Genomic DNA, 18,004 nt, shown 5'->3' on the forward strand with positions numbered 1-18,004 from the left:
CCCCTCCGCGTGCGACAAGAGGGGGCAGGGTGAACGGGGTCACATCACCGATTCGTAGTAGGCAAGTTGCCTGATTTGGGGTGAACTTCAGTGCTCGGCAGGTTTTGGCGGTGCGTAGTCTGTGCGCCATGCACATCGCCGGGAACCGAGTGACGCCCGGGGACGTCCTCGTCCCTGGTGCAGTACGGGTGAATGCACAAACGACCGCATCCGTACTTCGGGGGGACCGGAAACCAGCCGCCGTTTCCAGGCGCGCGAGGATGCGCCTGCCCGAGGAGTAATCGTTCGATGAGCGAGCACCGTCGCAAACCGCCGCAGCCGCAGGGAGGCGGACGTGCCGCGGCCCGACGCGGCCAATCGGCGCCCTCCGGCCGCCGTGCGGCACCGCGAGGCGCCACCGGGTCCCCTTCCGATTCCTACGAAACGGGAGGGGGGGAGCGCCAGTACGGAGGCCGTGCCGAGGCCCGGCGAGCGGCCCAGAGAAACAGTGGGGGCCGACGCCGAGGGCCCGACGGCCCGGGGCACGGTCCCGGCGGGGCCGGTCCCGGCCGGGGCAGAGGGCGCAACACCCCTCCCGCCAAGAAACGCTTCATCGACTACCCGCGCGCCGGCAAGTACGGCGCCGCGCGCTGGGTGCCCTCGTGGAAGCTGGTCACAGGCCTGTTCATCGGCTTCATAGGGAGCCTCGTGGCGGTCGCCGGAGTCGGCTACGCGCTTGTGAGCGTTCCGGACGTGGCCAAGACGGCGAAGGCCCAGAACAACGTCTTCTACTGGTCCGATGGCAGCCAGATGGTGGCCACCGGCGGCGAGATCAACCGCCAGATCATCAACTACGCGCAGATCCCCAAGGAGATGCGCTACGCCGTCATCTCGCAGGAGAACAAGACCTTCGAGACGGACAGCGGTGTGGACCCCAATGGCATCGCGCGCGCCGTCTTCAACATGGCCAGGGGTGGCCAGACGCAGGGTGGCTCCACCATCACCCAGCAGTACGTGAAGAACGCGATGCTGGACGACCAGTCGCAGACGATCTCCCGGAAGTTCAAGGAGATCTTCGTCGCGATCAAGGTGGGGGCCAACGTCCCCAAGGACCAGATCATGGCCGGCTATCTGAACTCCGCCTACTACGGACGGGGCGCCTACGGACTTCAGGCGGCCGCGCGGGCGTACTTCAACAAGGACGCCACCTATCTGAACCCGGGCGAGTGCGCCTTCCTTGCGGCGATGCTCAAGGGCGCCACGTACTACGACCCGGCGGGTGCGACCTCCCTCGACCCGAACGCCACTCCCCAGGCGAACAGCAGGCGGGCCGAGGCCCAGATGCAGGACACCCTCAACAAGATGGTCCAGTACGGCCATCTGAGCGCCGAGGTGCGGGCCAAGTACACCAAGCTGCCCAAGGTCCAGAACCCGCGGTCGAACAGCCGGCTGAGCGGTCAGATCGGCTATCTCGTCGACCTCGCCAAGGGGTACCTGGTCAACAACACGAACATCACGGCCAGCGACCTGCAACGGGGCGGCTACTCGATCTACACGACGTTCGACAAGCACAAGGTCGAACAGCTCGAGACCGCGGTCAAGAACGTCCAGAAGGCCAACATCAAACCCAAGCTGCGCCCGAACACGGACAAGTTCGTCCAGTTCGGCGGGGCTTCCGTGGATCCCTCCAGCGGTGCCATCGAGGCGATCTACGGCGGTGAGGACGCGACCAAGCACTTCACCAACAACGCGGACCAGACCGGTGCGCAGGTGGGTTCGACGTTCAAGCCGTTCGTGCTGGCGGCGGCGATGTCCTGGGGCCAGCGCAACCCGGACCTCGGCCCGTCGCAGGCCCAGGACGAACGCACCATCGTCTCGCCCAAGAGCCTCTACAGCGGTCAGAACAAACTGAAGATCCAGGAGTACAACCACACCGTCTGGAAGAACGAGAAGGGCGAGGAGTGGCTGCAGACGAACGACGGCGGTGAGTCGGTGGGCAACCCGCCGGACTACAAGATCGACCTTCGTGAGGCGATGCGGCTCTCGGTCAACTCCGCCTACGTCCAGCTCGGCATGGACGTCGGTCTGGACAAGGTCAAGGAGGCGGCCCTGGACGCGGGCATCCTCAAGTCCAGCCTCGCCAGCGCCAACTACCCCTCGTTCTCGATCGGAACCTCCGACCCCAGCGCCATTCGCATGGCCGGTGCCTACGCCACCTTCGCGGCCAGCGGTCAGCAGAACGAACCGTTCTCGGTCAAGAAGGTCACGAGCAAGGACGGCACGGTCTTCGAGCACCAGGCCAAGCCCAAGGAAGCCTTCACCGCGAAGGTCGCCGACAACGTGACCGACGTCCTGAGGACCGTGGTCGAGAAGGGCACCGGTACCGCCGCTCAGCTGCCCGGCCGGGAGGTCGCGGGCAAGACCGGTACGACCGACGGCAACAAGTCCGCCTGGTTCGTCGGGTACACCCCGCAGCTGTCGACCGCGATCGGCATGTTCCGGTTGGACGACAACGAGAACAACAAGTCGCGTGAGTTCCTGGAGATGTACGGAACGGGTGGCCAGAAGAAGATCCACGGTGCCTCGTTCCCGGCCGAGATCTGGCACGACTACATGCTGCAGGCGCTCAAGAACGAGCCCGTGAAGAACTTCCCGACGCCCGAGCCCATCGGTGAGGTCGTGAACGACACCCCGAGCCCGAGCGTGACCCCCACGCCCACACCGAGCAGCACGCCGAGTCCGACCCCGACCCCGACGCCGAGTGAGACGCTCATCTCTCCCTCGCCGACGCCCAGCGACACCTGCGGCAACTTCGGCTGGAACTGTGGCAACAACAACGGCGGTGGCAACGGCAACGGCGGTACCGACGCCGGCGGCACGGGTGGAGTGACGTCGAGCCCGACGGAGACCTCCGGGAGCGGAAACACCCGGGGCAACGGCAACGGAGGGTTCATCAGCGGTCCGAACGGATAGTCGTCACAGTCCGTATCCTCCGTGAAACTCTCTGTTTCACGTGAAACATCGGCCGAAGCGGGGCCGCCCCACCAGCGAGGTGGGGCGGCCCTCGGCTTTTTCCCAGGCGCATGCGGCAGGATGGCCCCCATGCCCAGTGCAGAGACGACGCGAACGAGCGTCCACGAGCCGGACGTGGTGCGGCCGACCCGGGAGGACGAGGTCGCCGCGGCCGGGAGCGAGCTGATCGGCGGCCCCATCGGGCGACGCGCACTGCTCGGGACGTCCTGGTGGACGCCCGTACGAGTCGTGGCGCTCGTCGCGATCGGCCTGTTCGCCCTCGGCATGGTCCAGAAGCTGCCTTGCTACGACAGCGGCTGGTTCTTCGGCGCCAGCTCGCAGTACACCCACGCGTGCTACTCGGACATTCCGCACCTCTACCAGGGCCGCGGCTTCGCCGATGGGCTCGTGCCCTACTTCGACAAGCTTCCCGGCGACATGAACTACCTCGAGTACCCCGTGCTCACCGGTGTGTTCATGGAGGTCGCCTCCTGGCTGACGCCGGGCGGCGGCGCGCTCCAGACCCGGGAGCAGAGCTACTGGATGGTCAACGCCGGGATGCTCCTGGTGTGCGCCGTGGTCATCGCCGTGTGCACCGCGCGGATCCACCGCCGGCGGCCCTGGGACGGCCTTCTGGTCGCCCTCGCGCCCGCCTTCGCGCTGACGGCGACCATCAACTGGGATCTGCTCGCCGTGGCCCTGCTGGCCGTCGGGATGCTGATGTGGTCGCGTGGCAGCGCCCTGTCCTTCGGCATCCTGGTGGGACTGGCCACGGCCGCCAAGTTCTATCCGTTCCTGCTGCTCGGACCACTCCTGGTGCTGTGCTGGCGGGCCGGCAAGTGGCGGGAGTTCTCGACCGCAGTGCTGGGGGCCGTCGGGGCGTGGCTCGTGGTCAACCTGCCGGTGATGTTCCTCGCGCCCGAGGGCTGGTCGAAGTTCTACACCTTCAGCAAGGAGCGCGGGGTCGACTTCGGATCGGTCTTCCTGTTCGTCTCCCGCTGGCTCGACATCAACATCACCGCGGACACGGCCAACGTCTGGGCGATGGTCATGATGGTGGGCGCCTGCGCGGGTATAGCGGCCATCACGCTGACGGCCCCGCGGCGCCCGCGTTTCGCGCAGCTCGCGTTTCTGATCGTCGCGGTGTTCATCCTCACCAACAAGGTCTACTCGCCGCAGTACGTCCTGTGGCTGGTCCCCCTCGCCGCGCTGGCCCGGCCGCGCTGGCGGGACTTCCTGATCTGGCAGGCCTGCGAGGTGGCGTACTTCCTGGGGATCTGGATGTACCTCGCGTACACGACCAGCGGAGACGCCCACAAGGGCCTGCCGTCGGACGGGTACCAGGTGGCCATCGCCGTCCATCTGCTGGGGACGCTCTATCTGTGTGCCGTCGTCGTACGGGACATCTTCATGCCGGAACGGGACATGGTGCGCCGGGCCGGTGACGACGACCCCTCGGGCGGTGTGCTGGACGGGGCGGAGGACGTCTTCGTCCTGGGCGCGGCGGCCCATCCGCCGCGGCACGCGGCGCACTTCGGGGGGCCGCATGTGGAGTGGGGCAACCGGGACGTGGAGCTCCTGAAGGACGGTTCGCCCTGAGCGAACAGACCTCGGGGCCGTCCTGCACAAGGCCGTACACGGGCTTCCGTGTACGGCCTTGGTGCCGTTGCGCCCGGGTCAGCGGTCGACGAGCCGGTCGAACTGGGTGGTGGTGTGCCGCAGATGGGCCACCAGTTCGTCGCCCACCTTCGGTTCCGTGGCGTCCGCCGGGACGAACAGGATCGAGACCTGCATATGGGGCGGCTCGGCGAACCAGCGCTGCTTGCCCGCCCAGACGAACGGCGAGAGGTTCCGGTTCACCGTGGCTAGGCCGGCCCGTGCGACGCCCTTGGCGCGCGGCATGACGCCGTGCAGGGCCTTGGGGGCCTCCAGACCCACTCCGTGGGACGTCCCGCCCGCCACGACGACCAGGAAGCCGTCGGAGGCCGCCTTCTGCTGCCGGTAGCCGAAGCGCTCGCCCTTGGCGACCCGGGTGACGTCCAGGACCGCCCCGCGGTACTCGGTCGCTTCGTGGTCCCCCAGCCACAGCCGCGTGCCGATGCGGGCCCGGAAGCGGGTCTGCGGGAACTGCTGCTGCAGCCGGATCAGCTCCTCCGCCTTGAGGTGGCTGACGAACATCGTGTGCAGCGGCAGCCGGGCCGCGCGCAGCCGGTCCATCCAGCCGATGACCTCCTCGACGGCGTCCGAGCCGTCGGTGCGGTCGAGCGGAAGGTGGATGGCGAAGCCCTCCAGACGGACGTTCTCAATGGCCTGGTGCAGCTGCGGCAGGTCCTGCTCGCTCACCCCGTGCCGTTTCATCGAGGACATCACCTCGATGACCACACGGGCGCCCACGAGCCCGTACACGCCGTCCACGGACGAGACCGACCGGATGACGCGGTCCGGCAGCGGAACCGGCTCCTCGCCGCGCCGGAACGGCGTCAGCACCAGCAGGTCGCCACCGAACCAGTCCTTGATCCGGGCCGCCTCGTACGTCGTGCCCACGGCGAGGGTGTCCGCGCCGAGCCGCGTGGCTTCGTCTGCCAGCCGCTCGTGGCCGAAGCCGTAGCCGTTGCCCTTGCAGACCGGGACGAGCCCCGGGAACTGCTCCTGGACGTGCTTGTGGTGTGCCCGCCAGCGCGCGGTGTCGACATAGAGCGTGAGCGCCATGGCCGGTCCCGGAACCTTTCTCGTGGCTGCCGTGTATCAGAGGTCTGAGAGGGGATTGTGACCGCTCCGTCGAGCCGACGGGGCGATGCCGGACCGCTCGGGCGGTCCGGCGCGGGCTCCGGCGTCAGCGGCGCGACATGTAGATGTCGAGCGCCTTGTGGAGCAGCTTGTTCAGCGGGAAGTCCCATTCGCCGAGGTACTCGGCGGCCTGCCCGCCCGTGCCCACCTTGAACTGGATCAGGCCGAAGAGGTGGTCGGTCTCGTCCAGCGAGTCGGAGATGCCGCGCAGGTCGTAGACGGTCGCGCCGAGCGCGTAGGAGTCACGCAGCATCCGCCACTGCATCGCGTTGGAGGGACGGAACTCACGGCCGATGTTGTCGGAGGCGCCGTAGGAGTACCAGACGTGCCCGCCGACGATCAGCATCGTCGCCGCCGACAGGTTCACCCCGTTGTGCCGGGCGAAGTAGAGCCGCATGCGGTTGGGGTCCTCGGTGTTGAGGGCCGTCCACATACGCTGGAAGTACGACAGCGGGCGGGGCCGGAAGTGGTCGCGCACGGCTGTGATCTCGTAGAGCCGCTGCCACTCCTCGAGGTCGTGGTAACCGCCCTGGACGACCTCGACACCGGCCTTCTCGGCCTTCTTGATGTTGCGGCGCCACAGCTGGTTGAAGTTCTTGTGGACCTCTTCCAGGGAGCGGTTGGCGAGCGGCACCTGGAAGACGTAGCGGGGCTGCACGTCGCCGAAGCCGGCGCCGCCGTCCTCGCCCTGCTGCCAGCCCATGCGGCGCAGCTTGTCGGCCACCTCGAAGGCACGCGGCTCGATGAAGTCGGCCTCGATGTCGCGCAGCCGCTTCACATCCGGGTCCTGGATGCCCTGCTTGATGGAGTTGGCCTCCCAGCGCCGGATGATGACCGGCGGGCCCATCTTCACGGAGAACGCGCCCTGCTGCTTGAGGTGCGCGAGCATCGGCTGGATCCACTCGTCCAGGTTCGGCGCGAACCAGTTGATGACCGGGCCCTCGGGAAGGTACGCGAGATAGCGCTTGATCTTGGGCAGCTGGCGGTACAACACCAGTCCGGCGCCCACCATGTCGCCGTTCTTGTCGAACCAGCCGAGGTTCTCCGAGCGCCACTCGGCCTTGACGTCCGCCCAGGCCGGGACCTGCATGTGGCTCGCCGCCGGCAGGCTCTGGATATACGCCAGATGCTGCTCGCGGCTGATCGTCCTCAGGGTCAGACTCATACGGGGCGCTCCTCGGGCTGGTGTGTCCCCATGGGTACAGGGGCTCCGGCTCTCGCGCCGAAGCCTACTGCGCCCCGCGAGCGCCCCGTCTGGCCGTATGGAACCTGTGTGCCCATGAGGTCGCCGGCCGGCCCCGCGGTCCGGCCGGCGACCTCACCCCTCAGCCGCCGACGAGCCCGCCGAAGAGACCGCCGTGGGCCATGCCGAGGAAGAATCCGATGGCCGAGGCGCCGAGCCCCAGGATCAGTCCGAAGCGCTGCCGGGTCGTGATGGAGATGAACTGGCCGTACGCGCCGGTGAAGATCCCCACCAGCCCGGCCCAGGAACTGATCAGATGCAGGTCGTGGGACACCAACGCCGTGATGAAGGCCGTGAGCCCGAGCGCCAGGGTCACCAGGAGAAGGGTGTCCTGGACGGGATGGGCCTTGCCGTCGGTGGCGAAGAGAGAGCCGGTGGTGTTGGGTCGCAATACCTGTGCCATGGGGCACCTCCTGCGGAAGGCGGCGCATCGTAGCGCCTTACACACCCGATGTGTACAGATTGACGGCCTTCGCGGCCGGATTTCAACCGGAAGCTCGTGTGCGGGTACTCTGTACCGTCTGCACCGGTGTCTGCCCAGGCACAGCCGCGTCAATCGTCGTCTGACCCCGATTGTCAGTGGCGGCTGATGTACTGACTTCGATCGTCAGTGCGGCTGAAGTACTGGCAGGCACTGTTGCGTACGCATCACAACCCTCCTGCCACGGAACGACCGTGGCCGCTGAGTCCAAAGGAGGTGGGTTCCACATGCGTCACTACGAGGTGATGGTCATCCTCGACCCCGATCTCGAGGAGCGCTCTGTCTCCCCGCTGATCGAGAACTTCCTTTCTGTCGTCCGTGACGGTGGCGGAAAGGTCGAGAAGGTCGACACCTGGGGCCGTCGTCGTCTCGCGTACGAGATCAAGAAGAAGCCCGAGGGCATCTACTCGGTCATCGACCTGCAGGCCGAGCCTGCGGTCGTCAAGGAGCTCGACCGCCAGATGAACCTGAACGAGTCGGTCCTCCGGACCAAGGTCCTCCGCCCCGAGACCCACTGAGCTTCCGCTCAGCTGATCTCGGGATTCGAGTAGCAGCACAAGCAGCCAGCAGCAAACCCGCCGAGAGGTTCCCCCATGGCAGGCGAGACCGTCATCACGGTCGTCGGCAACCTTGTCGATGACCCCGAGCTGCGCTTCACCCCGTCCGGTGCGGCGGTCGCGAAGTTCCGCGTCGCGTCCACTCCCCGCACCTTCGACCGCCAGACGAACGAGTGGAAGGACGGCGAGAGCCTTTTCCTGACCTGCTCGGTCTGGCGTCAGGCGGCGGAGAACGTCGCCGAGTCGCTCCAGCGAGGCATGCGCGTCATCGTGCAGGGCCGGCTGAAGCAGCGGTCCTACGAGGACCGTGAGGGCGTCAAGCGCACGGTCTACGAACTCGACGTCGACGAGGTCGGCGCGAGCCTGCGCAACGCCACGGCCAAGGTCACCAAGACCGCGGCCGGCCGTGGTGGCCAGGGTGGCCAGGGTGGCTACGGCGGCGGTGGCGGCCAGGGTGGCGGCGGCTGGGGCGGCGGCCCCGGTGGCGGCCAGCAGGGCGGCGCTCCGGCCGACGACCCCTGGGCGACCGGCGCTCCGGCCGGTGGCCAGGGCGGTGGCGGCTGGGGCGGCGGCTCCGGCGGCTCCGGCGGCGGTGGCGGCTACTCGGACGAGCCCCCCTTCTAGGCCCTTGTGCCGGATCCCCGGATCCGGACGGGACGAGGGTGGGCCGTATACCCAACTTCTTGATCACACAGGAGAAACACCATGGCGAAGCCGCCTGTGCGCAAGCCGAAGAAGAAGGTCTGCGCTTTCTGCAAGGACAAGGTCACGTACGTGGACTACAAGGACACGAACATGCTGCGGAAGTTCATTTCCGACCGCGGCAAGATCCGTGCCCGCCGCGTGACCGGCAACTGCACGCAGCACCAGCGTGACGTCGCCACGGCCGTCAAGAACAGCCGTGAGATGGCGCTGCTGCCCTACACCTCCACCGCGCGCTAAGGAAAGGGTGACCGACAAATGAAGATCATCCTGACCCACGAGGTGTCCGGCCTCGGCGCCGCCGGTGACGTCGTCGACGTCAAGGACGGTTACGCTCGCAACTACCTCATCCCGCGGAAGTTCGCGATCCGCTGGACCAAGGGTGGCGAGAAGGACGTCGAGCAGATCCGTCGTGCTCGCAAGATCCACGAGATCCAGACCATCGAGCAGGCCAACCAGGTGAAGGCCCAGCTCGAGGGCGTCAAGGTCCGCCTGGCCGTCCGCTCCGGCGACGCCGGCCGTCTCTTCGGTTCCGTCACCCCGGCCGACATCGCCTCGGCGATCAAGGCTTCCGGTGGCCCCGAGGTCGACAAGCGTCGTATCGAGCTGGGTAGCCCGATCAAGACGCTGGGCGCCCACGAGACGTCGGTGCGACTGCACCCCGAGGTTGCCGCCAAGGTCAACATCGAGGTCGTCGCGGCCTGACGCTGCGCTCGGTTCGAGTAGGTGAGAAAGGGCCGTACCCCACGGGTACGGCCCTTTCTTCATGACCGGCGGCGGCCCGCGTCCAGCGGACGTCCGGTGGCCCGCCCGGCGGGAGACGGGAGCGCCGTTTCACGTGAAACGGCGCGAGGTCGGACCACGGGCTCGATCAGCGGGTCGCTCCCGTCACGATCCAGCGACCCGAACGGGAACGCAGCCACAGCGTGAGCATCCGCACGGTCATCATCAGTGTCATCGCCGCCCACAGTGCGGTGAGCCCGCCGCCGAGGACAGGGACCAACAGGGCCACGGGAGCGAAGACGGCCAGGGTCAGCAACATCGCCCAGGCGAGATAGGGGCCGTCGCCAGCGCCCATCAGAACGCCGTCCAGCACGAAGACGATGCCGCTGACGGGCTGGGAGACCGCCACGAGGACCAGAGCGGGCAGAGCCGTGCGGTGGACGGTCGGGTCGCTGGTGAACACCGGCAGGAAGAGCGGGCGCGCCACAAGGACCAGCAATCCCAGGGCCACACCCGCCGAGATCCCCCACTGGACCATACGGCGGCAGGCTTCCCGGGCGCCCTGGGCGTCGCCCGCACCGAGATACCGCCCGATGATGGCCTGCCCTGCGATGGCGATCGCGTCCAGGGCGAACGCGAGCAGACTCCACAGCGACAGAATGATCTGGTGTGCGGCGATGTCCGCGTCCCCGAGTCGGGCGGCGACGGCGGTGGCGATCATCAGGATCGCCCGCAATGAGAGGGTGCGCACCAGCAGGGGCACCCCCGCCTGTGCACTGGCTCGTATGCCCGCCGCATCCGGCCGCAGCGAGGCGCCGTGTCGACGGGCACCGCGGACGACGACATACAGATAGGCGCCGGCCATGCCGCACTGGGCGATGACGGTGCCCCAGGCGGAGCCGGCGATTCCCAGACCCGCCCCGTAGACGAGGCCGGCGTTGAGGGCCGCGTTGGCGACGAAACCGGCGACTGCGACATACAGCGGTGTCCTTGTGTCCTGCAGGCCCCGCAGTACGCCGGTCGAGGCGAGCACGACCAGCATGGCGGGCACACCGAGCATGGAGATTCTCAGGTATGTCGTCGCATAGGGGGCGGCCGTCTGCGAGGCGCCGAACAGGTCCACGATGCCGGGAGCCGTGGGGAGCACGACGGCGATGGCGACCGCCCCTATCAGCAGTGCCAGCCAGACGCCGTCCATGCCCTGGCGGATGGCGGCCCGCAGATCGCCCGCGCCGACGCGACGGGCGACGGCGGCCGTGGTGGCGTAGGCGAGGAACACGAAGACGCTCACCGTGGTGGTCAGGAGCGCCGAGGCGACGCCGAGTCCGGCCAGCTGAGCGGTGCCGAGATGGCCGACGATCGCGCTGTCGGCCATCACGAAGAGCGGCTCTGCGACGAGTGCTCCGAAGGCCGGAACGGCCAGGCTGATGATCTCCCGGTCCTGTCGGCGTCGGGTGGCGCCGGGTGGCGCGGGAGTCTGTGTCATGGCCACCAATCTAATCGTCCACAGGTAAGAGATGCAAAGCACTTAGGGCCCTTACTGGGGCGCGCACGGGGTGTGGTCTCGTGTCCCCTTCGCGGTGATCTTGATCCTGCTTGGGAAGTTTTTCTTCTGCACAGCCGGTGGACGGGAAAGTCGCAGGTCAGGCGGGGTTCCTTGGATCACTTGAGGGCTTGTTCACAGGGCTGTCCACCGTGTCGTGCACAGGTTTTGCGGGGTTCTCCACAGCATCGGGGCCGTCGTCCACATGGCCTGTGGATAACCAGATTGGCTGACGCTGCCGACAGGCCTAACGTGGTGCGGCGCCCGCTCTCCGTCCGCCTGTGGAAAGTACGCGAAAAGTCGCGTCTGAACCGGAGCTGGGCTTCTCGCTTTGTCAGTGTCGTGCCCTAGAAATGAGGGGCACGGCGAGGTCCGCGCGGCGGACGGGAGGAGGCGGCCCGGTGAGCATTTCCGAGCCCTTGGACGATCCGTGGGCCGACAGCGGTCCCAGTGATCGTGTCCCCGCCTCCCGCCGGGGCCGGGACGGGGGCCGGGGCCGCGACGAGCAGCATGACCGCGGTGACGACGGCGGTTCATGGGACGGCGGGGGCTCCTCCTTCGAGCGCGTCCCGCCGCAGGACCTGGACGCCGAGCAGTCCGTCCTCGGCGGCATGCTCCTGTCCAAGGACGCGATCGCCGACGTCGTCGAGGTCCTCAAGGGCCATGACTTCTACCGTCCCGCGCACGAGACGATCTTCCAGGCGATCCTCGATCTGTATGCGAAGGGTGAGCCGGCCGATCCCATCACGGTCGCGGCCGAGCTGACGAAGCGGGGTGAGATCACCAAGGTCGGCGGCGCCCCGTATCTGCACACCCTGGTGCAGACGGTCCCGACCGCGGCGAACGCCGAGTACTACGCGCAGATCGTGCACGAGCGCGCGGTCCTGCGCCGGCTGGTCGAGGCCGGCACACGCATCACCCAGATGGGATACGCGGCCGACGGCGACATCGACGAGATCGTCAACACCGCCCAGGCCGAGATCTTCGCGGTCACCGAGCAGCGGACGGCCGAGGACTATCTGCCGCTCAGCGAGATCATGGAGGGCGCGCTCGACGAGATCGAGGCGATCGGTTCACGCTCGGGGGAGATGACCGGTGTGCCCACGGGCTTCACCGACCTCGACCAGCTCACCAACGGTCTGCACCCCGGCCAGATGATCATCATCGCGGCCCGTCCCGCCATGGGTAAGTCGACGCTGGCTCTGGACTTCGCACGAGCGGCGTCCATCAAGCACAACCTGCCCAGTGTGATCTTCTCGCTCGAGATGGGCCGCAACGAGATCGCCATGCGTCTGCTGTCCGCCGAGGCGCGCGTGGCCCTGCACCACATGCGGTCCGGCACGATGACGGACGAGGACTGGACCCGTCTCGCGCGCCGCATGCCGGACGTCTCGGCCGCGCCCCTCTACATCGACGACTCGCCGAACCTGTCGATGATGGAGATCCGTGCCAAGTGCCGCCGCCTCAAGCAGCGCAACGACCTGAAGCTGGTCGTCATCGACTATCTGCAGCTGATGCAGTCCGGCTCCAAGCGGAGCGAGAGCCGGCAGCAGGAGGTCTCCGAGATGTCGCGAAACCTGAAGCTGCTGGCCAAGGAGCTGGAGCTGCCGGTGATCGCGCTCTCGCAGCTCAACCGAGGTCCCGAGCAGCGGACCGACAAGAAGCCGATGGTGTCCGATCTGCGTGAGTCCGGCTCCATCGAGCAGGACGCCGACATGGTCATCCTGCTGCACCGCGAGGACGCCTACGAGAAGGAGTCGCCGCGCGCGGGCGAGGCGGACATCATCGTCGGCAAGCACCGTAACGGCCCGACGGCCACGATCACGGTCGCCTTCCAGGGCCACTACTCCCGCTTCGTGGACATGGCCCAGACCTGAGCCGCCGACGACGTGGGAGGGGCGACAGGCCCGTCCCTGTCGCGTTGCCGAGGAAGACGCCGGGGAAGGCACCGACGGAAACCCCCGGGGAAATGGACTCGACTCGGGGTTCCGGGCCGGGTGGACTGTGGGTCATGACGACATCGCAGGAAGAGCTGCTCCCCGCCACGCGACGGGCTTTGCTGCACCGTATCGCCGTGGCCCAGGCCGAAGGACGGGCTCCGTCACTGGTCGCCGCGGTGGTCCGGGACGGCCGGACGGTGTGGCACGGCTCGCGCACCTCCGTGGACGGCCATGCCCCGGATGAGCGTGTGCAGTACCGGATCGGCTCGATCACCAAGACCTTCACCGCCGTCCTCGTCCTGCGGCTGCGCGACGAGGGTGTGGTGGACCTCGACGATCCGTTGGAGAAGCATCTGCCCGGCACCCGTGCGGGGGAGGCGACCCTTTCCGAACTGCTCGCCCACACGAGCGGGCTCGCGGCCGAGTCACCCGCGCCCTGGTGGGAACGCACCCCCGGCTCGCTGCGCCCGGCGCTCACGGATGTGCTCGGTCAGCAGCCGTTTCCGCATGCGGCCGGTCGGAGGTTCCACTATTCGAACCCCGGCTACACCCTGCTGGGGGCGCTGGTCGAGGAGCTGCGCGGAGCCCCGTGGGAGGAGGTTCTCCAACGCGAAGTGCTCGAACCCCTGGGTCTTCATCGCACGAGTGTGCGTCCGCAGCAGCCCCACGCCGGGGGCTGGGCGGTGCATCCCTGGGCCGATGTCATGTTGCCCGAACCGGCCGAGGACCTGGGCCGGATGGCACCGGCCGGGCAATTGTGGTCCACCACCGGGGACCTGGCGCGCTTCGCCGCCTTTCTGGTCAGGGGCGACGACCGGGTGCTGAGCGCCGATTCGCTCCTGGAGATGCGCACTCCGGCGGCTCCGCCCGAAGCCGCGGACGTGGCGGCCGGCTATGCCTACTGTCTGGGGCTGGAGATCCGGCGTTCGGGTGAACGGCTCCTCGTCGGGCACACAGGCTCGCTGCCGGGCTTTCTCGCGTGCCTCACACTCAGCGTGGAGGACGATGTCGCCGCCGTGGTCCTGGCCAACTGCACATCCGGCCCGCTGGTGTCGGCCGTGGGCGCCGATCTCGTCCGTATCGTGGCCGAGGCCGAACCCAGGATCCCCGAGCCGTGGCGCCCCATGAAGCACGTCGATCCGGCCGTACTGGAGCTGGCGGGCCAGTGGTACTGGGGCACGCATGCCTTCGCCCTCCGGGTCACCGCGGACGGGCTCGTGTCGTTGGGCCCGCTGTCCGGCGCCGGCCGGCGCTCACGGTTCCGGGCGAACGGCGACGGCACATGGACGGGGCTGGAGGGCTACTACGCGGGAGAGCGGCTGCAGGCCGTGCGGCGTCCGGACGGGTCCGTGAGCCATCTGGACCTCGGATCGTTCGTGTTCACGCGTCAGCCGTATGACGAGGGCGCTCCGGTGCCCGGCGGGGTCGATCCCGGGGGGTGGCGGGGGATCGGCTAAGACGTCGGCACTTGGCAGGGTCATCCGGCGAGGGTCCTGTTTCACGTGAAACAGGACCCTTCGTTCGGCCCGGCCGGGTCATTGTTCGTCCGGTCGAGGCACCGCCGTTTCAGAGCCGCAATTTGAAGCCCACGTGCGAGGGCTCGAAGCCCAGACGCTGGTAGAAGCGGTGGGCGTCGGTGCGGCTTGTGTCGGAGGTGAGCTGGACCAACTGGCAGTTCAGCCGCCGGGATTCATCGATGGCCCACTCGATGAGCCGCGCGCCCAGGCCGTTGCCGCGCTCGTCGACGTCGATGCGGACCGCTTCGATGAGCGAGCGGTTCGCACCCTTGCGGGACAGCCCCGGGATGATCGTGAGCTGGAGGGTGCCGATGATGCGTGCGTCCCGGACGGCGACCATCAGATGCTGGTTCGGATCGCGGTTCACCCGGTCCAGCGCGGCCAGATAGGGCGTCAGGTCATCCGGCGACTCCCGCTGGGCGCCGAGCGGATCGTCCGCGAGCAGAGCGACGATCGCGGGGACGTCGTCCGTGAGGGCACGCCGAATCTCAAGATCTCCCATACCGGCAGCCTATGCGGGACTGGGCGCACCGGGGTGTGCGGGGAGCAGACGGTTCCAGATGGGCACGTTCAGGGACTCCATCACACGGACCAGGGGCTCCAGCTCCGGGTTCCTCGCCGCCTCGTCGAGTGCCTCCCGCAGCGCGGCGTCATTGGTGGGACGGGCCTCTTCGAGGAGCTTGAGACCGGACTCACTGACGTTGGTGTAAATGCCGCGGCGGTCGGTGGGGCAGAGGTAGCGGGACAGCAGGCCACGGTCCTCGAGCCGGGTGACCAGCCGGGTGGTGGCGCTCTGGCTGAGGACGACCGCGTCGGCGACCTGCTTCATCTGCAGATGGCCTCCGTCGCCGTCGTGCTGTCGGCTGAGCACGTCGAGCAGGGAGTACTCGCGCACGCTCAGGTCGTGCTTGGCCTGCAGGGCTCGCTCGATATGGGCCTCGATTCTCCCGTGCAGCAGGGAGAGGGCGCACCAGCCCTGCGCGAGGGCGGTGAGCGCGGGGTCCGTCGCTGTCATGGCGTTCTCCTCCATCCCGGAGCGGCTCCCATCCAGGATAGGGCACCACCGCAATAGACTGCTGTTGCAGTTATCCCGCGTCTGCAATTAATGTTGCAAGGGCGCAATGCGCTCATGCAATCGTCTGGAAGGTGCAGCCCGCATGCCTCTCGCGCTTCTGGCCCTTGCCATCGGGGCCTTCGGAATCGGAACCACAGAATTCGTGATCATGGGAGTGCTGCCCGAGGTCGCGGACGACTTCGGGGTCTCCATCCCCACTGCCGGACTGCTCGTGACCGGCTACGCCCTGGGGGTGATGCTCGGTGCCCCGATCATGACCGCGCTCGGCACCAAGGTCTCCCGCAAGCGGATGCTGATGGTGCTGATGGGCCTGTTCATCATCGGCAACCTGGTCTCCGCCGTCGCGCCCGTCTTCGGGCTGATGCTGGTGGGCCGGGTGGTGGCCTCTCTGGCCCACGGCGCGTTCTTCGGTATCGGCTCGGTGGTGGCCGCCGAACTGGTCGCTCCGGAGAAGAAGGCCGGGGCCATCTCGATGATGTTCAGCGGCCTGACCGTCGCCAATGTCGTCGGCGTCCCGCTCGGCACGCTCATCGGGCAGTCGGCCGGCTGGCGGATCACCTTCGCGCTGGTCGCCGCGCTGGGCGTGCTCGGACTGATCGGAGTCGCCAAGCTGGTGCCCGAGATGCCCAAGCCGGAGGGCGTCCATCTGCGCCATGAGCTGGCCGCCTTCAAGAACGCGCAGGTGCTGCTCGCCATGGCGATGACCGTGCTCGGCTTCGGTGGTGTCTTCGCCGCCATCACCTACATCGCACCGATGATGACCCATGTGGCCGGCTTCGCCGACGGCTCGGTCACCTGGCTGCTGGTCCTCTTCGGCCTCGGCATGGTCGGCGGCAACCTCATCGGTGGCCGGTACGCGGACCGTGCGCTGATGCCGATGCTGTACGTGTCGCTCGGCGGGCTCGCCCTCGCGCTCGCGCTGTTCACGGTGACCGCGCATCACAAGTTCCTCGCCGCGCTCACCATCGCGCTGATCGGCGCTCTCGGGTTCGCGACCGTGCCTCCGCTGCAGAAGCGGGTCCTGGACCACGCCCACGGCGCCCCGACCCTCGCCTCGGCCGCGAACATCGGCGCCTTCAACCTGGGCAACGCACTGTCGGCCTGGCTCGGTGGCATCGTCATCGCCGCCGGTCTCGGCTACACCGCCCCGAACTGGGTCGGCGCCGTCCTCGCCGCGGCCGCCCTGCTGCTCGCGTTCCTCTCGGCCGCCCTGGAGCGCCGCGAGACAGCCTTCGGCACCGCCGTGGGGGCGAGCGCGCCGAGCGAACGGCAGGCCGCTGTGCACCATTGAGCGGATCCGCCACCGCGAGCCTGAACGCGTGCCTCCCTTCGTCGAAGGCACGCGTTCCGTGCTGACCGGCTCAGCCCGCCGCCACCGTCACCGGAGCGAAGCGCCGCATCCAGTCGCCGGGCAGGTCCGGGATGCCGTACGTCATGACCGCGTTCATGCCGACGGAGGCGAGCCCGCGCTCCTTCAGCCAGGTCAGCAGGCCCTCGTGCCGCACATCGACATCCGTGCGCAGCGGGCGATCGGTATGGGCAGCGAGAGACGCGACGAGTGCCTTGGCCGTTTCGGCGTCACGGGCGATGAGCGGACCCACGACATGCGTGTCCATATTGGGCCAAGCGGCCGCGTATCCCGTGATCCGGCCGTTCTCCTCGGCGACGCGCATCTGGTCGGCGAAGGCGGGCAGCCGGGTGAGCACATGGGTGCGGTCGACGCCGAAGACCTCCTCGTCGAGTCTGACGAGCGTGGCGAGGTCCTCCCCGGTGGCCGGGCGGGTCAGGACGGGGGACGGCGTTGCATCAGCCGTGAAGTGTCCCACCACCGTCTCGGAGCTGCCGATGGTCTTGAAGCCGAGTTCCTCGTAGAGGGGGCGGCCGTAGGGGGTCGCGTACAGCGTGAGCGGGGCGGCGCCCATGTCCGCCACCACATGACGCATCAGCCGACGGCCCACACCCTGGCGTGCATGCCGCTGGGCGACGAGCACCATGCCGATGGCGCAGAGATCCGGACGGGACCGCGTTCCGTACTCGGTGACGACGCAGGCCGTGACAAGGCCGCCCTCGGGGTCGTCGATGCCGTACCCCTTTCCGGCAGCCAGAAGCAGGCCCCATTTGTGTTCCTCCCGGGGCCACCCCCGGTCCTCGGACAAGTCGGCGCAGGCGCTGAGATCGCGGGGCGTCAGACGGCGGATGGGCAGAGCGCTGAGGGGAGGTGTCGACACGCAGGTCAGGCTGTCCGACAGGGGTCGCCGACGTCCACCGGTTTGCTGCCGAACGCACATGCTTTTGGCCAAGTCATGCCCAACACCGCGCAAGGGGAGGCGTTTCACGTGAAACAGGCAGGAGGTCAGATCGGGATCGCTCCGGAACAGATCCTGTGCATTGGTGCGGCTCGCCAGGTAGTTGAGGGAATTGCCTGCTGAGACGGCCGCTTCCGGC

The 18,004-nt window shown here is 68.1% G+C and carries 16 protein-coding genes; 9 read left to right on the forward strand and 7 right to left on the reverse strand.

Features of this window, described 5'->3' with window-relative positions; genetic code table 11:
• Positions 1-288 precede the first annotated feature (288 nt).
• Positions 289-2,952 carry a transglycosylase domain-containing protein gene (locus ACIP94_RS11325; protein ID WP_402422849.1) on the forward strand — a complete coding sequence of 888 codons (2,664 nt, stop codon included), beginning with the start codon at positions 289-291 and terminating at the stop codon, positions 2,950-2,952.
• 129 nt (positions 2,953-3,081) lie between these two features.
• The gene (locus ACIP94_RS11330) at positions 3,082-4,590 is read left to right on the forward strand and encodes a glycosyltransferase family 87 protein (RefSeq protein ID WP_402422852.1); all 1,509 of its coding nucleotides are present in this window, start codon (positions 3,082-3,084) and stop codon (positions 4,588-4,590) included.
• Positions 4,591-4,668: 78 nt separating this feature from the next.
• Here the strand turns inward: ACIP94_RS11330 and ACIP94_RS11335 are convergent, their stop codons facing one another.
• The 3 genes from ACIP94_RS11335 to ACIP94_RS11345 all read right to left on the reverse strand — a co-directional run bounded on the left by ACIP94_RS11335 (position 4,669) and on the right by ACIP94_RS11345 (position 7,424).
• The gene (locus ACIP94_RS11335) at positions 4,669-5,700 is read right to left on the reverse strand and encodes an alanine racemase (RefSeq protein WP_402422855.1); all 1,032 of its coding nucleotides are present in this window, start codon (positions 5,698-5,700) and stop codon (positions 4,669-4,671) included.
• A gap of 124 nt (positions 5,701-5,824) precedes the next feature.
• A complete protein-coding gene (gene femX, locus ACIP94_RS11340) occupies positions 5,825-6,943 on the reverse strand; it encodes a peptidoglycan bridge formation glycyltransferase FemX (RefSeq protein ID WP_402422858.1) in 1,119 nt (372 codons plus the stop codon).
• A gap of 160 nt (positions 6,944-7,103) precedes the next feature.
• Positions 7,104-7,424 carry a hypothetical protein gene (locus ACIP94_RS11345; protein ID WP_402422861.1) on the reverse strand — a complete coding sequence of 107 codons (321 nt, stop codon included), beginning with the start codon at positions 7,422-7,424 and terminating at the stop codon, positions 7,104-7,106.
• A 305-nt stretch (positions 7,425-7,729) separates the two neighbouring features.
• Here ACIP94_RS11345 and rpsF point away from each other — a divergent pair, with 305 nt between their 5' ends.
• The 4 genes from rpsF to rplI all read left to right on the forward strand — a co-directional run bounded on the left by rpsF (position 7,730) and on the right by rplI (position 9,466).
• The gene (rpsF, locus tag ACIP94_RS11350; protein WP_009189556.1) at positions 7,730-8,020 is read left to right on the forward strand and encodes a 30S ribosomal protein S6; all 291 of its coding nucleotides are present in this window, start codon (positions 7,730-7,732) and stop codon (positions 8,018-8,020) included.
• 75 nt (positions 8,021-8,095) lie between these two features.
• Entirely contained in the window at positions 8,096-8,683 is a 588-nt protein-coding gene (locus ACIP94_RS11355) for a single-stranded DNA-binding protein (RefSeq protein ID WP_402422864.1), read from the forward strand.
• Between the two features lie 81 nt (positions 8,684-8,764).
• Positions 8,765-9,001: a 30S ribosomal protein S18 gene (gene rpsR / locus ACIP94_RS11360; RefSeq protein WP_003949403.1), complete on the forward strand. Its 237-nt coding sequence runs from the start codon at positions 8,765-8,767 to the stop codon at positions 8,999-9,001.
• Between the two features lie 18 nt (positions 9,002-9,019).
• Positions 9,020-9,466: a 50S ribosomal protein L9 gene (gene rplI, locus ACIP94_RS11365; RefSeq protein WP_010032778.1), complete on the forward strand. Its 447-nt coding sequence runs from the start codon at positions 9,020-9,022 to the stop codon at positions 9,464-9,466.
• Positions 9,467-9,632: 166 nt separating this feature from the next.
• Here rplI and ACIP94_RS11370 read toward each other — a convergent pair whose 3' ends face one another.
• Complete coding sequence (locus ACIP94_RS11370; protein ID WP_402422868.1) at positions 9,633-10,970, reverse strand: MATE family efflux transporter; 1,338 nt, start codon at positions 10,968-10,970, stop codon at positions 9,633-9,635.
• 458 nt (positions 10,971-11,428) lie between these two features.
• Between ACIP94_RS11370 and dnaB the strand changes: the two genes are divergently transcribed.
• Positions 11,429-12,904 (forward strand): replicative DNA helicase, encoded by a 1,476-nt coding sequence (dnaB, locus tag ACIP94_RS11375; RefSeq protein ID WP_402422871.1) that lies wholly within the window; start codon positions 11,429-11,431, stop codon positions 12,902-12,904.
• A 134-nt stretch (positions 12,905-13,038) separates the two neighbouring features.
• Positions 13,039-14,424, forward strand: coding sequence for a serine hydrolase domain-containing protein (locus ACIP94_RS11380; protein WP_402422874.1), 1,386 nt, complete (start codon positions 13,039-13,041; stop codon positions 14,422-14,424).
• 109 nt (positions 14,425-14,533) lie between these two features.
• On the opposite strand, the gene ACIP94_RS11385 is transcribed toward ACIP94_RS11380, so the two are convergent.
• Positions 14,534-14,986 (reverse strand): GNAT family N-acetyltransferase, encoded by a 453-nt coding sequence (locus ACIP94_RS11385; protein ID WP_402422877.1) that lies wholly within the window; start codon positions 14,984-14,986, stop codon positions 14,534-14,536.
• Positions 14,987-14,995: 9 nt separating this feature from the next.
• Positions 14,996-15,499 carry a MarR family winged helix-turn-helix transcriptional regulator gene (locus tag ACIP94_RS11390; protein WP_402422880.1) on the reverse strand — a complete coding sequence of 168 codons (504 nt, stop codon included), beginning with the start codon at positions 15,497-15,499 and terminating at the stop codon, positions 14,996-14,998.
• A 142-nt stretch (positions 15,500-15,641) separates the two neighbouring features.
• On the opposite strand from ACIP94_RS11390, the gene ACIP94_RS11395 reads away from it, so the two are divergent.
• Positions 15,642-16,850, forward strand: coding sequence for an MFS transporter (locus tag ACIP94_RS11395; RefSeq protein WP_402422883.1), 1,209 nt, complete (start codon positions 15,642-15,644; stop codon positions 16,848-16,850).
• A 70-nt stretch (positions 16,851-16,920) separates the two neighbouring features.
• Here ACIP94_RS11395 and ACIP94_RS11400 read toward each other — a convergent pair whose 3' ends face one another.
• Complete coding sequence (locus ACIP94_RS11400) at positions 16,921-17,787, reverse strand: GNAT family N-acetyltransferase (protein WP_402422886.1); 867 nt, start codon at positions 17,785-17,787, stop codon at positions 16,921-16,923.
• Between the last annotated feature and the right edge of the window lie 217 nt (positions 17,788-18,004).

Origin of the sequence: Streptomyces sp. NPDC093261, from assembly GCF_044753645.1 — a bacterium.
Classification (GTDB): domain Bacteria; phylum Actinomycetota; class Actinomycetes; order Streptomycetales; family Streptomycetaceae; genus Streptomyces.

Excerpts from the sequence above, each read along its gene's own strand:
- ACIP94_RS11370 (WP_402422868.1), bottom strand. The coding sequence starts at position 10,970 with ATGACACAGACTCCCGCGCCACCCGGCGCCACCCGACGCCGACAGGAC.
- ACIP94_RS11335 (WP_402422855.1), bottom strand. The coding sequence starts at position 5,700 with ATGGCGCTCACGCTCTATGTCGACACCGCGCGCTGGCGGGCACACCAC.
- ACIP94_RS11395 (WP_402422883.1), top strand. The coding sequence starts at position 15,642 with ATGCCTCTCGCGCTTCTGGCCCTTGCCATCGGGGCCTTCGGAATCGGA.
- ACIP94_RS11380 (WP_402422874.1), top strand. The coding sequence starts at position 13,039 with ATGACGACATCGCAGGAAGAGCTGCTCCCCGCCACGCGACGGGCTTTG.
- ACIP94_RS11385 (WP_402422877.1), bottom strand. The coding sequence starts at position 14,986 with ATGGGAGATCTTGAGATTCGGCGTGCCCTCACGGACGACGTCCCCGCG.
- ACIP94_RS11325 (WP_402422849.1), top strand. The coding sequence starts at position 289 with ATGAGCGAGCACCGTCGCAAACCGCCGCAGCCGCAGGGAGGCGGACGT.
- ACIP94_RS11330 (WP_402422852.1), top strand. The coding sequence starts at position 3,082 with ATGCCCAGTGCAGAGACGACGCGAACGAGCGTCCACGAGCCGGACGTG.
- ACIP94_RS11345 (WP_402422861.1), bottom strand. The coding sequence starts at position 7,424 with ATGGCACAGGTATTGCGACCCAACACCACCGGCTCTCTCTTCGCCACC.
- rpsR (WP_003949403.1), top strand. The coding sequence starts at position 8,765 with ATGGCGAAGCCGCCTGTGCGCAAGCCGAAGAAGAAGGTCTGCGCTTTC.
- ACIP94_RS11390 (WP_402422880.1), bottom strand. The coding sequence starts at position 15,499 with ATGACAGCGACGGACCCCGCGCTCACCGCCCTCGCGCAGGGCTGGTGC.
- rpsF (WP_009189556.1), top strand. The coding sequence starts at position 7,730 with ATGCGTCACTACGAGGTGATGGTCATCCTCGACCCCGATCTCGAGGAG.
- femX (WP_402422858.1), bottom strand. The coding sequence starts at position 6,943 with ATGAGTCTGACCCTGAGGACGATCAGCCGCGAGCAGCATCTGGCGTAT.
- ACIP94_RS11355 (WP_402422864.1), top strand. The coding sequence starts at position 8,096 with ATGGCAGGCGAGACCGTCATCACGGTCGTCGGCAACCTTGTCGATGAC.
- rplI (WP_010032778.1), top strand. The coding sequence starts at position 9,020 with ATGAAGATCATCCTGACCCACGAGGTGTCCGGCCTCGGCGCCGCCGGT.